This window comes from Burkholderia sp. BCC1644, from assembly GCF_902833225.1.
Lineage (GTDB): Bacteria > Pseudomonadota > Gammaproteobacteria > Burkholderiales > Burkholderiaceae > Burkholderia.
In genome coordinates this window covers 1-15,798 of the sequence record NZ_CADFEI010000003.1, presented here as the reverse complement: position 1 = coordinate 15,798, position 15,798 = coordinate 1, and the positions used below count along the sequence as shown (strand labels likewise).

Here is a 15,798-nt window from a genome sequence, read left to right as displayed (position 1 = left end):
TGTTTGTTCATGCGCCGGTACTCATTCGGCCGGCGGGCCAGGTACGACAGTCTTGACTTCGAGAAATGCTTCGAGGCCGCCCGCGCTCGATTGCTTGAAGCCCCCGAAGCCGATGGAGAAATCGGTGCGAGACGCGTTGTGTCCCACCAACCCCGCACGCAGCCGCCGCGCGACGTGCAGCGCCCGCTCTGCGTCGTGCGTGAACACCACCGTATTGAGGCCGAAGATCGTGTCGTTCGATATGGTTGCGCGCGCAGCCAATTCATCGGTCGCTCAATTGAACACGGCGCAGGTGTCGGTGTACGAGGGCGCCCTCCAGCGGCCGCAGATGCAGAGGCGATCCGCGTGCGGCATGTTGACGGCATGACGGGCCATGGTCGTGGTTTTCGAGGTTGCCGTCGGTGCTCAGTGGCCGGACGAGCGCACGAACTGGCGGATGACGGTGCCGAAGTCCTCCACCTTTTCGAGGTTCAGCACGCTGTCGACGACCTGCTCGACAGTCGATACCGGCAGCAGGCCGTCGACGAACGTGCGGAACTTGTTCACCAGTTCGTCGGTGGTCATGTAGGTCGCGGTGTCCACCGACGGCGTGCCTTTCGGGAACATCTTCTCGCCGGCGAAGACTTGCCCGCGCGCACGCACTTCCACGCGCGACGGGCGGCTGGTGATGTCCGCCGAGATCGACTGGAAATAGGCCGGATGGGTTTCCAGCGACACGCGATTCATCAGCGCCATCACGGACGGGTCGAACACGACGGCCGGATCCTGCCAGCGGGGGCCGGGCGGAATGCGATGAGCCGCGACGGCCAGGCCGTGCGAGAAGCAGAACTGCGCGTCGTGCACCTCCAGGATTTCGCGGTTGGTGAAGCAGGGCAGCACATAGGCCCAGCCTTCGCCGAACGATGTGATGCCGTCGATCTCGTGGGGCTTCAAATCGTGTTGCGTGACGATGTCGATCAGCAGGTCGAGCGGCGCGTGCATCACGCGGCAGTGCGGATACGGCTTGAACATCTGGAAGCCGGGAAAACGCCACTCGTCGCCGAGATCCCGCGTGATGATCTCGGGCATCCAGCGGTCGGTACCGATGAAACTCGCGTAACCGTTGACCGCGTCGTCGAGGATGCGCACATCGCCGCGATGGCCCAGTTCGCCCAGGTCGGCGGCCGTGAGCGCGATGTTGGTCAGGCCGCCAGCCAGCTGGTACTTGATGGTGGCGGTGGGCGCGTGCGTGAACCACGCGCGCTGCGCATTCACCGGTGCCGATGCTGCGGCCAGGCCCAGTGCGTTGGCCAGTTGCGCCGCCGACAGCCGCTTGAGCTTGCCCGCGGACGCGGTCGCGCCGAACACGGTGCTGCTGTAGCCCACGACCGATGCGGGATTGGCCGACTTGCCGTCCTTGGTGTCGCGGTAGCCGCTCATCGCGGCGCCGAAGCGATACGAAATCTCGTGCGACACCGCCACGGCGGCGATCAGGTCGCGGCCGGCACGCCGGTGCGTCTCGGCCGTCGCGAATGCACCGGGCAGCACGTAGGGGCTCACGTGGCCCGGCATCAGCACCGAGTCCGCATCCAGCGCGTTCAGCAATTCGCTGTTGGCGAACGCCGCGCCGTAGGCGGTCGAGCGTTCGCCGGTGCCGATGATGGTCGCGTCGCCCGCGCGGCCGCCGATGCGGCGGCCCGTTTCGATGCCGATGCGTCCCCTCGGATGATCGATCCCCGCCAGCGCGACACCCAGCGAGTCGAGAATGTCGCGCTTGCACTCCTGCACGACGATGTCGGGTAGCCGGGCGATGTCGACGCCGGCCGAGAAGTCGGCCAGTTGCTGGATGAGGGTCGGGTGACTCATGTGTCTCGCTCCTTGTTCTGATTCTGTTCCTGCGAATGCCTTCAGGTTTGGCGCTGAACCCGCCGCACGCAACGTTTGTGTCGGAAACGTTCCGCGCGTCGAAAAGCGCGCGCCGGAAGGCGTGCATTTGACTCGCGGCATGCGGGGATTCCCTGATGGGAAATCCCCGCAAGCAAAATAGAATAACAACTGTTAGTTAGATTGCAGGGTATCCTGACGGTCCCTTGCGCTTTCCCCGGTACCGCGAACCGACGCAGGTCACTTCATCGGCGGGCTTCGACATACGTCGCCGGCCGTTCCAGACAATCCCAGGGCCCAGCATGAAATACGAAGATTTCCAGTTCCTCCTGTTCGATCGCCAGCCGGACGGCGTCCTGCTCGTCACGCTCAATCGTCCGGAGGTCATGAACGCCACGAACAACCGGATGCACTGGGAATTGACCAAGGTCTGGGGTGTCGTCGGTGACGACCCGAGCGTGAAGGTGGTCGTCGTGACCGGCGCCGGCGATCGCGCGTTCTCGGCCGGCGGCGATCTCTCCGTGGTCGAGGAAATGGCGACCAGCCAGGAGGCCACGATGCGCGTGATGAAGGAAGCGTCCGACATCGTCTACAACATGCTCGCGTGCGACAAGCCGATCATCTCCGCGATCAACGGCACGGCCGTCGGTGCGGGCCTCGTCGTCGCGCTGCTGGCGGACGTGAGCGTGATGGCCGAGGACGCGAAGCTGACCGACGGACATGCGCGCCTCGGCGTGTCGGCGGGCGACCACGCGGCCATCGTGTGGCCGCTGCTGTGCGGGATGGCCAAGGCCAAGTATTACCTGATGACCGCGGATTTCGTCGATGGCAAGGAAGCCGAACGGATCGGCCTGGTCAGCTTTTGCGCGCCGCGCGCCGAGGTGCTGTCGCGCTCGCTGGCCATCGCGGCCAACCTCGCGCGCGGCAGCCAGACCGCGATTCGCGCGACCAAGAAATCGCTCAACAACTGGATGCGCGTGGCGGGGCCGGTCTTCGACAACTCGCTCGCGCTTGAAATGCTGTGTTTCCTGGGGGCGGACGTCAAGGAGGGCGTCGCCGCGTTGCGCGGCAAGCGCCAGCCCGAATTTCCGTCGGCCCGCCTGCCGCAGTCGTGACCGCTCGAACCCACGGACCGCGATCACGCTGCATCCTTCAATCTAACTAACGACAGGTTAAATGAGACAGCTCACCCTGCTTCTCGACGGCATGACGCATACCGAAGCCGCACGCTGGCACGACGGCCGCTTCTGGTTCAGCGATCTCTATACCGAATGCGTGTACTCGATGCGCGAGGACGGCAGCAACCTCTGCGAGGAGATGCACGTGCCCGAATGCCCGTCCGGCATCGGCTGGCTGCCCGACGGGCGGCTGATCGTCGTGTCGATGCACGACCGCGCGCTGTTGCGCCGCGAGCACGACGGCTCGGTCGTGCGCCATGCCGACCTGTCGCCGCACCTGGAATTCGAACCCAACGACATGGTGGTGGACGCGCAGGGCCGCGTGTGGGTCGGCAACCTCGGCTTCGACGTGATGAAGCTTGCGCCGCGCCGCCCGGGCCGGCTCGCGCGCGTCGATCCGGACGGCACGGTCACGATGGTGAGCGAGCCGCTGCACTTCGCGAACGGCGCGACGATCATCGATGGGCGCACGCTGGTGGTGTCCGAATCCTGGGGCAACCGGATGTCGGCGTTCGACATCCGGCCCGACGGTTCGCTCTCCGCGCGCCGCGACTGGGCGACGTTCGGCCCGGTGCCGCAGGACGAGGACGTGATCCGCTCGATGGCCGAGATCGTCGTGGCTCCCGACGGCATCTCGCAGGTCGATGCCGAGGGCGCGATCTGGGTCGCCGATTTCACGAAGACGGGCGTGCTGCGCGTGGCGCCCGGCGGCACGATCCTCGAGGAGATCCAGACCGGCGAGCGCAACTGCTATGCCTGCGCGCTGGGCGGCGAGGATCGACGCACGCTGTTCATGTGCGTGACGCCCGCCGATTTCAATCCGGAGGTGCGCCGCGCCAATCCGCTGAGTGCGGTGCTGTCGACGCGCGTCGACGTGCCGCTGGCCTGATGCATCACGCCACCCCAACTGGAGCATTCATGACGACTATCACGGACACCGCGCAAGCCGCGCGTGCAAAAGCGCTCGCGTGGATCGGGCAGGGTGCGAAGCGCCTGCTGATCGGCGGGCAATGGGTCGATGCCGCATCGGGCAAGACCTTCGAGACGATCAACCCCGCGACCGAACAGCTGCTTTGCCGGGTCGCCGAGGCCGACAGCGCCGATGTGGACGCCGCGGTAATCGCCGCGCGCAAGGCATTCGAAGCGCCGTCATGGTCGGCACTGTCGCCGCACGCCCGCACACGCGCGCTGCTGAAGATCGCGGACCAGATCGAGGCCCACATCGACGAGCTGGCCGCGATCGAATCGCTCGACAACGGCATGCCGCTGTGGTTCGCGCAAGGCGCGGTGACCGCCACGGTGGACATCGTGCGCTACTACGCGGGCTGGTGCTCCAAGGTGCTCGGCACCACGATCCCGTCGGACGGCAGCACGCTGATCTACACGCTGCGCGAACCGCTCGGCGTATGCGGCCAGATCATCCCGTGGAACGTGCCGATCCTGATGGCCGCGATCAAGTTCGCCAACGCGCTGTGCTGCGGCAACACGGTGATCCTCAAGCCCGCCGAGCTGGCCTGCCTCACGTCGATCCGCCTCGCGGAGCTGATCCAGGAAACCGACCTGCCGCCGGGCGTGATCAACGTGCTGCCGGGCTTCGGTGCAACGGCGGGCGCGGCGCTGGCGCAGCACCCTGGCGTGGACAAGATCGCGTTCACGGGCTCGACGGCGGTCGGCAAGCAGATCACGCGCGACGCGACGGGGAACCTGAAGAAGGTGACGCTGGAACTCGGCGGCAAGGCGCCCAACGTGGTGTTCGCCGACGCCGACATCGAGAAGGCCGTGCAGGCCGCCGTGAAGACCTTCTGCGGCAACTCGGGCCAGGTGTGCTCGGCCGGCACGCGGCTGTTCGTGCAGGAGAGCATCCACGAGCAAGTGGCGGAGCGCGTGGCGCAGGTGGCGGCCGCATGGAAGGCCGGCGACCCGTTCGCGGCCGACACGAAGATCGGCCCGCTGATTTCGGCGACGCAGCGCGAGCGCGTGCGGTCGTACATCGGCGTGGGCCAGGAGGGCGGCGCGACGTTGCGGCTCGGCGGCCAGCCGTGGGACGGCGCCGGCTACTTCGTCGAGCCGACGGTGTTCGACAACGTGCGCAACGGCATGCGGATCGCGCAGGAAGAGATCTTCGGACCGGTGCTGTCGATCATCCCGTTCAAGGACGAGGACGATGCGGTGCTGCAGGCCAACGACACCAGCTACGGCCTTTCCGCCGCGGTGTGGACGCGCGACGTGGCACGCGCGCACAAGGTCGTGCGCGCGCTCAAGGCCGGGCGGCTGTGGATCAACACCTTCGGCGAATCCGATCCGGCCATGGCGTTCGGCGGCTACAAGCAATCGGGGTGGGGGCGCGAATTCGGCCAGGAGTCGATCGACGCCTATACGCAAACGAAGTCGATCATGCTTCGCATGTAACTTCGTCATCCAGAACAATTCGGAAGGAGACACTCTTGAGCATCAACCCGAGCATGCCGGATTTCGTACGTGGCACCAAGAAGCTGCTGATCGGCGGGGCATGGGTCGACCCCGCCGGCGGCGAACGCATCGAGGCCATCAATCCTGCCACCGGCGAAGTGCTGTGCCATGTCGCGCAGGGCAACGCGCAGGACGTTGCCCGCGCCGTGGCCGCCGCGCGCCGCGCGTTCGAAGGGCCGTGGAGCCGTTTCACGCCGCACGAGCGGCGCAAGCTGCTGCTGCGCGTGCACGACGTGATCCTCGATCACTTCGACGAGCTCGCGCTGATCGAGACGCTCGACATGGGCGCGCCGCTCGCCCGCACGCGCGGCTACAAGGAATGGCTGTCGCAACTGCTGCAGTTCTACGCATCGCAAACCGGCGCCGGCGCGGTGGAAACGCCGCCGATGTCGATCGCACCCGGCTTCACCGCGCTCAAGCAGTTGATGCCGGTGGGCGTGGTCGGCGGCATCATCCCGTGGAACGGCCCGCTGATGGGGCTGTGGTGGATCTACGGCCCCGCGCTCGCCACCGGCTGCACGGCCGTGCTGAAGCCGGCCGAGGATGCGTCGCTGTCGTCGCTGCGCGTGTCCGAGCTGATGATGGAAGCCGGCGTGCCCGACGGTGTGATCAACGTCGTGACCGGCTACGGCAAGGACGTCGGCCAGGCGCTGGCCGAACACCCGGACGTCGATCGCGTGGCCTTCACCGGCTCGGTGGGCACCGCGCAGGCCATCGTGCGCGCGTCGGCCGGCAACCTGAAGCGGCTGCAGCTCGAACTCGGCGGCAAGTCGCCCGACATCGTGTTCGCCGATGCCGATCTCGACAAGGCCGTGCCGGGCGCGGCGATGGGCGTGTTCACCAACACCGGCCAGGTGTGCGTGGCAGGTACACGGATCTTCGTGCAGCGCGCGATTCATGACGAATTCGTGCAGCGCATGGCCGCGTTCGCCGGCTCGATCCGGATCGGCGACGGCCGCGATCCCGATACGCAGATCGGCCCGCTGATCTCGCGGCGCCAGCTCGATCGCGTGATGCATTACGTGGACATCGGCGCCACGGAGGCGCGGCTCGTGCACGGCGGCCGGCGCCCGGACGGCGCACCGGCCGGCGGCTTCTTCGTCGAGCCGACGGTGTTTGCCGATGTCCGCAACGACATGACGATCGCCCGCGAGGAAATCTTCGGGCCCGTCGCGTCGGTGATTCCGTTCGACACGATGGACGACGCGCTGCGGCTCGCGAACGACACACCGTACGGCCTCGCCGGCGGTGTGTGGACGAGCAGCCTGTCGACCGCGCACAAGGTGTCGCAGGGGATTCGCTCGGGCACCGTCTGGGTCAACTGCTACGGCGTGATCGACCCGGCCGTGGGTTTCGGCGGCACGAAGATGAGCGGCTACGGATGGAAGGGCGGGAAGGAGCACGTCGAGAGCTTCCTGTACCCGAAGGCCACCTATATCAACCTGGTCTGAGCCGGCACGACGCCGCTGCCCGACCGCACAGGAGACACAAGACATGAAAGGCGTAGTTTTCAGAGGCGAACGCACGCTGGAGATCCTGGATTTCGACGACCCGACGCCCGGCCCGGGCGAGGCCGTGATCGAGATGAAGGCATCCGGGATGTGCGGCAGCGACCTGCATTTCTATCGCAACAAGCCGGCCGACGTGATCCGCTCGCTGGGTTTCAAGGATCTCGCATCGCGCGGGATGTCGGAGGACACGCCGATCATCGGCGGTCACGAGCCGTGCGGACAGGTGGTCGCGGTCGGCGCGGGCGTCGATCCGCGCGCGTTCAAGGCCGGCGACCGCGTCGCGGTGTTCCACTACGAAGGCTGCATGCACTGCGATCACTGCCGCACCGGCTGGACGCAGATGTGCAGCCACGGCGCGGATATCCACGGCGTCATCAAGCACGGCGGCCATGCGCACTACATGAAGGTGCCCGTGACGTCGCTGGTCCACCTGCCCGACGAAGTGTCGTATGCCACCGGCGCCGCGATTTCCTGCGGCACGGGAACGGCCTGGGGCGCGCTGCTGCGCCTCGACATCAGCGCGCGCGACACGCTCGCGGTGTTCGGCCTCGGCCCGGTCGGGTTGTCGGCCGTGCAGCTGGCCGCGGCGATGGGCGTGGAAGTGATCGGCATCGACATCGCGGCCGACCGCGTCGCGCGCGCGAAGGAATTCGGCGCGACCCACGTGATCGACGGCAGCAAGCAGGACCCGATCGAGGAAATCCACAAGCTCACCGGCGGCCTCGGCGTGACCTGCGCGATCGATTGCGCGGGCGGCGACGTGCCCAAGCAGCAGGCCGTGCGCAGCACGCGCCCGTGGGGCCGCATCGCGCTGGTGGCCGTGGGCGGTAACCTCAACGTCGACGGCATGAAGGACGTGATCGGCAAGCAGCGCACCATCATCGGCTCCTACACGTTCTCGGAAGTCGGGATGAAGGATTGCATCCACTTCGTCGCGAAACACGGCGTGGACGTCGACAAGCTGTTCACCGACCACTGGAAACTGGACCAGGCCGACGAGGCTTACCGGCAGTTCGACGCGCAGGCGGGCGGCAAGGGCGTGTTCCTGTTCTGAGCACGCCAAGGCATCCCGCGACCAGGAGACGGAACAATGACGAAATTTGAACGGCAAGGGGTCGAAGACCCGATGGCCACGCTGTGCCGGATGGCGCTGCAAACGCAGTATGCCGACCTGCCGGCCGGCGTGACGCGCCATGCGAAGCAGACGCTGCTCGACGCGATGGGCGTCACCATCGGCGGCTCGGCCATGGAGGGTATCCCCGAGATCGTCGCGCTCGTGAAGGAGCGGGGCGGCAACCCGCAGACGCCGCTGCCGTTCTACGGCGGCCGCGTGCCGGCCCACGAGGCGGCGCTCGCGCTGGGCCCGATGCCGCGCGCGATGGATTGCGGCGACCTGCACGAAGAAGCCGGCCACGTGACCGAATACGTGGTGCCGACGCTGCTGGCCGCCACCGGCCTGCGCGGCAAGGTGTCGGGCAAGGAATTCCTCGCGGCGATGGCGGTCGGGCAGGAAATCCTGGTGCGGCTCGGCACGGCCTACAAGGTCATCAACCGCGCGATCAAGCATCACGAATGCGGCGGCCACTACATCTTCGGCGCGGTGGCCGCCGTGGGCAAGCTGCTCGGGCTGACCCAGGACCAGCTGGAAAACGCGCAGGGCATCGCGCGGACCATGACGCAGCCCAACACGATGGGCATCTATTCGCCGGCGACGCTGATGGTGCGCATGCATCACGGGCTGGTGAGCCAGGCCGCGATCACGTGCTGCCAGCTGGCCCAGCGCGGCATTACGGGCCCGCGCGCCGAGGTACTGACCGGGCCCAAGGGCTATCTGAGCACGGCGCGCTGGGAGACCGATCCCGACTTCATCCTGCACGCGCTCGGCGAGCACTGGGAGATGGAGAACATCATCACCAAGGGCTACAGTGCCTGCTATTTCTCGCATTCGTCGATCGACGCCATCCGCGAACTGATGAAGGCACACCGGTTCGGCGCGGCCGACATCGCCGGCATCCACATCGAGACGTCCACGCCGAGCTGGCGCGCGGTGTGCGAGCCGCAGGAGAAGAAGTGGCATCCGGTCACGGTGCCCGAGTGCCAGTTCAGCCTGCCTTACGTGGTGGCCATTGCCGCGTTCGACGACAAGGTGTTCCTCGAGTCGTACAACGAGGACGCGCGCAACCGGCCCGAGGTGCGCGAGCTGATGACGCGCATCACCGCCGAGGAAAACCCCGACGTGTCGGACTGGGGCGCGCGCCTCGCCGTCACGCTGCGCGATGGGCGCGTGCTGAAGCAGGAATGCGTGTACGTGAAGGGTCACCCGCGCAACCCGTTCACGGAAGAAGACTTCGTCGCCAAGTTCAGGCTCTGCGTGCCGTATGCCGCGATCGAGCTGTCGAAGCAGACGGTCGACACGATGATCGGCGACATCCTTCACCTCGACGAAGTGGACGACGTGGCCGCCGCGCTGCTCGATCCGCTCGTGCCGTCCGGGCACTGATCGAGACACGGACGAAACCGGCGCGGAAAGTTCGTGCCGGGCGAATCGCGGTGATCGCCCGGCACCATAAAAACATGTGAGGAGACCTCATGCATTCGCTCGAGCAGGTCACGATGGCCAAGGTGTTTCGGCGCCTCGTCCCGTTTTTCATGCTGTGTTATTTCATCTCGTTCCTGGATCGCGTCAACGTCGGCTTCGCCAGCCTGCAGATGAACGACGCGATCGGCCTCACGCCCGCGCAGTACGGCCTGGGCTCGGGGCTGTTTTTCCTGCTCTATTTCCTGTTCGAGGTGCCGTCCAACCTGTTGCTGGTGCGGGTCGGCACCCGCATCTGGATCGCCCGCATCCTGATTACCTGGGGGCTGATCTCGGGCGCCACGGCCTTCGTGACCGGCCCATGGAGCTTCTATGCCGTGCGCCTGCTGCTGGGCCTCGCGGAAGCCGGGTTCTTCCCCGGAGTCGCCTATTGCATCACGCTGTGGTTCCCGTCGGCGTACCGTGCGCGCGTGATGGGCTATCTGCTGGTGGCCGCGCCGCTGTCGTCGGTGATCGGCTCGCCGATCTCGGGCATGTTGCTGGGGCTGCGCGGGCTCGACGGCCTGGGCGGGCTGCAAGGCTGGCAGTGGATGTTCCTGATCGAGGCGGCACCCGCCGTGATCCTGGGCTTCGTCACGCTGCGCTACCTGAAGGGTTCGCCGCGCGACGCGCACTGGCTGCAGCCGGACGAACGCGCGTGGCTCGCCGAGCGCATGACAAGCGAGAACAACCGGCGCCGCGACGAACACGACATTCCGGTGGCGCGCGTGTTCAGCGACCGGCGCGTGTGGCTGCTGGCCGCGATGGCGTTCGGCTTCTTCCTGACGATCTACGGCATCGGCTTTTTCCTGCCGCAGATCGTCAAATCCTTCGGCCTGACCAACGTGCAGACCGGCTTCGTCACGGCGATCCCTTACGTGATCGGCTCGGCGAGCCTGGTGTTCTGGGCGCGCCGCGCCGACCGGACCGGCGAACGGCGCTGGAACATCGCGATTCCCGCGCTGATCGCCGCCGCGGCGCTGGTAGGGGCCGGCCTGATCGATGCACCGGTGCTCAAGCTCGGCTGTTTCTGCGTGCTGGCCTTCGGCGTGTTCGGCGCGCTGCCCGCGTTCTGGGCGATCAATACCGACCTGCTGTCCGGAGCCGCCGCCGCGGCCAGCATCGCGTGGATCGGCGCGGTGGGCAACCTGGGCGGTTTCGCCGGGCCGTACCTGCTCGGCGTGACCAAGGCCCACACGGGCGGCTACACGGCGGCGCTGCTGCTGATGGCCGTCGTCACCTTGCTGGCCGCCGGCATCGCACTTTCGGTGGGGCGGCAGCGCCGTACCTATCGCCCCGCGTGAACCGACGTGGCCCGCGCGCAGGCCGGGCCATTCATCCTTCGATCATCCAGGAGACTGCAATGACCGTCACCCGTGACACCCGGCCGGTTGCGCCGGACAACTGCCCGCCGCTCGAGCAAGCGGTGGTGCGCTTCATCCAGGAACTGAAATACGAGCATCTCGACGCGCGCGCGCATGCCGGCATCAGCCGGCTGATGCGCGACCAGATCGCGTTGCAGGTCGGCATTTCGAAACTGCCGTGGTCCGAGCAGCTGCTCGCGTATGCGACGGCCCAGCAACGCCCGGGCAACAGCCGCGTGAGCGCGTCGGCGCTGACGATGAGCGCGGCCGACGCCGCGTTCGTCAATGGCTCGTACGGGCACGGCTTCGAGTACGACGATGCGCACGGCCCCAGCTACAGCCACCCCGGCAGCTGCGTGATTCCGGCCGCGCTCGCGATCGGCGAGGAACTGGGTTCGTCGCTCGAGGAGATCATCGTCGCGATGGTGGCCGGCTACGAGGTTTACGCGCGCATCGGCATGCTGGCCGCGCCCGAGCTGCTGCAGCGCGGTTATCACCCGCACGGCACGCTGTCCAATTTCGGCGCGGCGGCCGTGGCCGCCAAGTTGCGCGGGTTCGACGCCGAGACGACGCTGCACGCGCTGGCGATCGCGCTGAGCCACGTGTCGGGCACGACCGAGTACACGTCGACCGGCGGCTCGATCAAGCGCATCCATGCGGGCATCGGCACGCGCAACGGGATGGCGGCGGCCGACATGGCGCGTGCCGGCATCACCGGCCCGCGCGCGTTCCTGAGCGGCAACAAGGGTTTCTTCCGCACCTTCCTGCAACGCACGGCCGGCGACCACGCCGAACAGCGCTTCGTCATCGACCGGCCGTTCGAGATCGGCACGGTGTGGCTGAAGGCGTATTGCGCGTGCTACTGCACGCATGCGTACATCGATGCGCTGCGGCCGTTCGCGGCGCGTCGCGACGACATCGCCGACATCCACCTGAAGATCACGCCGCACTTCAACGTCGTCGTTGGCACGGCCAATGTCAACGCGTATGCGCCGAAGAACATCGAACACGTGCAGTTCAGTCTGCCGATCCAGGCCGCGTTCACGCTGCTCGGCAAGGGCAACGGCTACCCGGTGCATCGCGACTACCTGGCCGGCAAGGTGGACATGGCTCCCGTGATCGACATCGCGCGCGGCATCCGCATCAGCGAGGCACCCGAGCTGGAGAAGCAGTATCCCGGCAAGTTCGTGGCCGACGTGACCGTCACGTTCAAGGACGGCCGCGCCGAGCACGTGTTCGTCGGCGACCCGATCGGCACCGACACGAACCCGATGCCGGAGCACGAGCAGGATGCGAAGTTCATGGACCTGACCACGGACGTGCTGGGCACCGAACGGGCACGCGCGTTGCTGGCCGCGCTGCGTGAGCTGAATCCGGCGACGAAGGCCGCCGAGCTGACTGCGATGTGGGCCGTCGAAGGCTGATCGTGATGACCGTCCGGGGCGCGCTGTGCGTCACGGGCGGGCGCCACACAAGACAATGGGCGGCGCCGGGATACCGGACGCCGCCCATTTTTTCTCTTTGCCCCTCGGATACCGGGCCGTCAACGCCGCGAGTAAATCGCGGACCGCCTGCCGATCGCGCCTATTTCCGCACGCTCGCGACGATCGCCTCGGCCGCGCGGATCACCGGAAGATCGACCATGCGGCCGTCGAGGTTGAACACCGCGCCGCCATGTTTCGCGGCTTCGTCGATCACGCGGCGCGCCCACGCCTGTTCTTCATCCGAATGGCCCAGTGCTTCGTTCACACCGGCGACCTGCGCCGGGTGGATGCACAGCTTGCCGCCGAAGCCGAACGCGCGCGCACGCCGGGCATCGGCCGCGAGGCGCTCGGCGTCGTCGGTGCGAACGGTCACGCCGTCGATCGGCGCGGGCAGCCGCGCGCGGCGCGAGGCAGCCACGAGCGCGTTGCGCGCAAAGGCCAGCTCCGGTTCTTCCGCCGATGCGCGCATGCCGAGGTCGAGCTGGAAATCCAGATGACCGAACGCGAGCCGCAGGACCTGAGGGTCGCGCGCCAGCGCATCGGCCGCATCGAGCCCGGCCAGCGATTCGATCAGTGCGACGATGCGCGCCGCGTCGCCGAGTTGTTGCGCGACGCGGCGCAGCGCATTCGCGTCTTCCGACTTCGGCAGCATCACGACGACGCCTTGGCTGGTCCAGTCGCGCAGCAATGCGATGTCCGCGTCATGCCACGGCGTACCGACGGCATTCACGCGCACGACGGTGCGCGAGCGCTGTTCCGGCGTCAGGAGCGGCAGGTGCTGCGCGAGCTGATCGCGCGCGGCGTCCTTGCTGTCCATGGCGACCGCATCCTCGAGATCGATGACGATGCAGTCGGCAGCCGAATCGAGCGCCTTCGCAAAACGTTCGGGCCGGGTGGCCGGCACGAACAGGAAACTGCGCGCGTGATGCACGGGAGAAGAGGGCGTGGACATGGTTCAGATCGCGCCCGCGGCGCGCAGGTGTTCGATATCGGCGTCGGAGCGCCCGAGTTCGCGCAGAATCGCCATGCTGTGCTCGCCGAGCGCCGGCACCGCGTCCATGCGGACGTCGAAGCTGTCGATCGTGGCCGGCGGCAGCAGCGCCTGCAGTTCGCCGGCGGGCGAGTCGATGGTGCGGAAGCGCTCGCGCGCATGCAGTTGCGGGTGCGTCCACAGATCGCTCACCTGGTTGACGGCCGCGTTCGCGATCTGCGCGTCGTCCAGGCGTGCAATGACTTCCTGCGCGGTGAGGCCCGCAAACGCCGCTTCGATCACGGCCTTCAGTTCGGCCCGATGTTCCGAGCGCCGGACATTGGCGTCGAAACGCGGGTCGGTTGCCAGCACCGGGTCGCGCAGCACGGTGTCGCAGAACGCTTTCCACTCGCGCTCGTTCTGCAGGCCCAGCATCACGACGCGGCCGTCGCCCGCCGTGAACGGGCCGTACGGATAGATCGTCGCGTGCGCCGCGCCGTTGCGGCCCGGCTGCTGCTGGCCGTCGTACGCGTAGTACATCGGGAAGCCCATCCACTCGGCCAGCGCTTCGAGCATCGAGATTTCCACGTGCGAGCCTTCGCCCGTCACGCCGCGTTGCAGGAGCGCACTGAGAATGCCCGTGTACGCATACATGCCGGCCGCGATATCCGCGATCGAGTTGCCGGCCTTGCTCGGCTCGTCGGGCGTGCCGGTGATCGACAGGAACGCGGCCTCGCTCTGGATCAGCAGGTCGTAGGCCTTCTTGTCGCGATAGGGGCCGTCGCCGCCGTAGCCGGAGATGTCGCACACGATGAGGCGCGGATATTTCGCGTGCAACGCGTCGAACGACAGCCCCATGCGCGCGGCCGCGCCCGGTGCGAGGTTCTGCACCAGCACGTCGGCCTGCGCGACGAGCTCGCCCAGCACTTCCTGGGCGGCGGGTTGCTTCAGGTCCAGCGTGAGGCTTTCCTTCGAACGGTTGGTCCAGACGAAGTGCGACGCGAGTCCGCGCGTACGGTGATCGTAGGCGCGCGCGAAATCGCCGACGCCGGGGCGCTCCACCTTGATGACGCGCGCGCCGAGGTCGGCGAGCTGGCGGGTGCAGAAGGGCGCGGCGATCGCGTGTTCGAGCGTGACGACGGTCATCCCGCTCAGGGGGCCTTTTCGAGCTTGCATGGTCGGATCGTTATTCCAGTTCGGCGCTGGCCTGCATGGCCAGCTGTCCTTGCGGGCCGCGTGCCCACACGCGGGCGGTATGGCCTTCGAGCGCGCCGTTCACCGTGAAGGGCGCGGTGTCGAACAGCGGGCTGACCGCCTTGAATTCGAAGTGGCGGACAGTCTTGCCGGGGTGCGTGCGGCGCAGTTCCTCCATCAGCAGCATCGCGATCAGCGGGCCGTGCACCACCAGGCCCGGATAGCCTTCTTCCTGCATCGCGTACGGACGATCGTAGTGGATCCGGTGGCCGTTGAAGGTCAGGGAGGAAAAGCGCATCAGCAGCACCGGGTCGGGCGTGATGGTGCACGAATACTGTTCGTCGACCGGTGCCGGCTGCGGAGCCGGGGCAGGGGCGCCGGCCGACGCGGGCGGCGGTGCGTCGCGATACACGATGTCCTGTTCCTCGCGGATCGCCACGCCTTGCGCGTCGCCGATTTCGTGCAGCACGGTCACGAACACGAGCTGGCCGCTGCGGCCGGACTTGCTCTGTACGTTCATGATCGTGGAACGACGCTGCACCGTCGCATCGACGGCCAGCGGGCGCAAGAACTGCAGCCGTCCACCGGCCCACATGCGTCGCGGCAGCGCGACCGGCGGCAGGAAACCGCCGCGCCGCGGGTGGCCGTCTGCACCGATGTTCGATTGGCGCTCGCCCGGCAGGAAGTACAGCCAGTGCCACAGCGGCGGCAGGGCGTCCGGCAGCACGGACGCGTCGTCATAATCCAGCGTCGCTCGCAGGAGCCGGATCGGCGCCCGGGTAATCCGGTCCGCGCTTTCTTCACGGCGGCCGACCCACGCGTCGAATGATTCGGGTTGTTCGACACTCATGTCGTTTCGCGCTCTCGATGATTGAAGCGTCTTGAAGGCTGCAAGGGCTCGCGCAAGCGTGTCGTTGCAGCCGTTCCCGTCAGAGTTCGTTGACCAGTTCCGGCACGAGCGTGAACAGATCGCCGACGAGGCCATAGTCGGCCACGCCGAAGATCGGCGCTTCCGGATCCTTGTTGATCGCAACGATCACCTTCGAATCCTTCATGCCGGCCAGATGCTGGATCGCACCCGAGATGCCGACCGCGATGTACAGCTGCGGTGCGACGATCTTGCCGGTCTGGCCGACCTGGTAGTCGTTCGGCACGTAGCCGGCGTCGACTGCCGCGCGCGATGCGCCGAG

The 15,798-nt window shown here is 67.3% G+C and carries 14 protein-coding genes; 8 read left to right on the top strand and 6 right to left on the bottom strand.

What is annotated here, in order from left to right:
* Positions 1–21 precede the first annotated feature (21 nt).
* Together HWX87_RS06585 and HWX87_RS06580 are read right to left on the bottom strand one after the other, a co-directional pair.
* Complete coding sequence (locus HWX87_RS06585) at positions 22–261, bottom strand: aldehyde dehydrogenase family protein (protein ID WP_176046376.1); 240 nt, start codon at positions 259–261, stop codon at positions 22–24.
* Positions 262–405: 144 nt separating this feature from the next.
* Entirely contained in the window at positions 406–1,845 is a 1,440-nt protein-coding gene (locus tag HWX87_RS06580; RefSeq protein WP_176046375.1) for an MmgE/PrpD family protein, read from the bottom strand.
* Between the two features lie 320 nt (positions 1,846–2,165).
* On the opposite strand from HWX87_RS06580, the gene HWX87_RS06575 reads away from it, so the two are divergent.
* The 8 genes from HWX87_RS06575 to HWX87_RS06540 all read left to right on the top strand — a co-directional run bounded on the left by HWX87_RS06575 (position 2,166) and on the right by HWX87_RS06540 (position 12,384).
* A complete protein-coding gene (locus tag HWX87_RS06575; protein ID WP_176046374.1) occupies positions 2,166–2,978 on the top strand; it encodes an enoyl-CoA hydratase/isomerase family protein in 813 nt (270 codons plus the stop codon).
* Between the two features lie 61 nt (positions 2,979–3,039).
* Positions 3,040–3,930, top strand: coding sequence for an SMP-30/gluconolactonase/LRE family protein (locus HWX87_RS06570; RefSeq protein WP_176046373.1), 891 nt, complete (start codon positions 3,040–3,042; stop codon positions 3,928–3,930).
* Positions 3,931–3,959: 29 nt separating this feature from the next.
* Positions 3,960–5,450 (top strand): aldehyde dehydrogenase family protein, encoded by a 1,491-nt coding sequence (locus tag HWX87_RS06565; RefSeq protein WP_176046372.1) that lies wholly within the window; start codon positions 3,960–3,962, stop codon positions 5,448–5,450.
* A 35-nt stretch (positions 5,451–5,485) separates the two neighbouring features.
* Entirely contained in the window at positions 5,486–6,961 is a 1,476-nt protein-coding gene (locus tag HWX87_RS06560) for an aldehyde dehydrogenase family protein (protein WP_244137609.1), read from the top strand.
* A gap of 43 nt (positions 6,962–7,004) precedes the next feature.
* Positions 7,005–8,075 carry a zinc-binding dehydrogenase gene (locus tag HWX87_RS06555; protein WP_176046371.1) on the top strand — a complete coding sequence of 357 codons (1,071 nt, stop codon included), beginning with the start codon at positions 7,005–7,007 and terminating at the stop codon, positions 8,073–8,075.
* Between the two features lie 36 nt (positions 8,076–8,111).
* A complete protein-coding gene (locus HWX87_RS06550) occupies positions 8,112–9,521 on the top strand; it encodes an MmgE/PrpD family protein (RefSeq protein ID WP_176046370.1) in 1,410 nt (469 codons plus the stop codon).
* 89 nt (positions 9,522–9,610) lie between these two features.
* On the top strand, positions 9,611–10,900 hold the full coding sequence (locus tag HWX87_RS06545; RefSeq protein ID WP_176046369.1) for an MFS transporter: 1,290 nt from the start codon (positions 9,611–9,613) through the stop codon (positions 10,898–10,900).
* Positions 10,901–10,959: 59 nt separating this feature from the next.
* On the top strand, positions 10,960–12,384 hold the full coding sequence (locus tag HWX87_RS06540; protein ID WP_176046368.1) for an MmgE/PrpD family protein: 1,425 nt from the start codon (positions 10,960–10,962) through the stop codon (positions 12,382–12,384).
* A gap of 160 nt (positions 12,385–12,544) precedes the next feature.
* On the opposite strand, the gene HWX87_RS06535 is transcribed toward HWX87_RS06540, so the two are convergent.
* The 4 genes from HWX87_RS06535 to HWX87_RS06520 all read right to left on the bottom strand — a co-directional run.
* Complete coding sequence (locus HWX87_RS06535; protein ID WP_176046367.1) at positions 12,545–13,396, bottom strand: CoA ester lyase; 852 nt, start codon at positions 13,394–13,396, stop codon at positions 12,545–12,547.
* A 3-nt stretch (positions 13,397–13,399) separates the two neighbouring features.
* Complete coding sequence (locus tag HWX87_RS06530) at positions 13,400–14,590, bottom strand: CaiB/BaiF CoA-transferase family protein (protein WP_176046366.1); 1,191 nt, start codon at positions 14,588–14,590, stop codon at positions 13,400–13,402.
* Between the two features lie 10 nt (positions 14,591–14,600).
* Positions 14,601–15,458: a MaoC family dehydratase N-terminal domain-containing protein gene (locus tag HWX87_RS06525; RefSeq protein WP_176046365.1), complete on the bottom strand. Its 858-nt coding sequence runs from the start codon at positions 15,456–15,458 to the stop codon at positions 14,601–14,603.
* A 79-nt stretch (positions 15,459–15,537) separates the two neighbouring features.
* The coding region (locus HWX87_RS06520) for an FAD-binding protein (RefSeq protein WP_208456519.1) at positions 15,538–15,798 on the bottom strand (261 nt) is incomplete at its 5' end.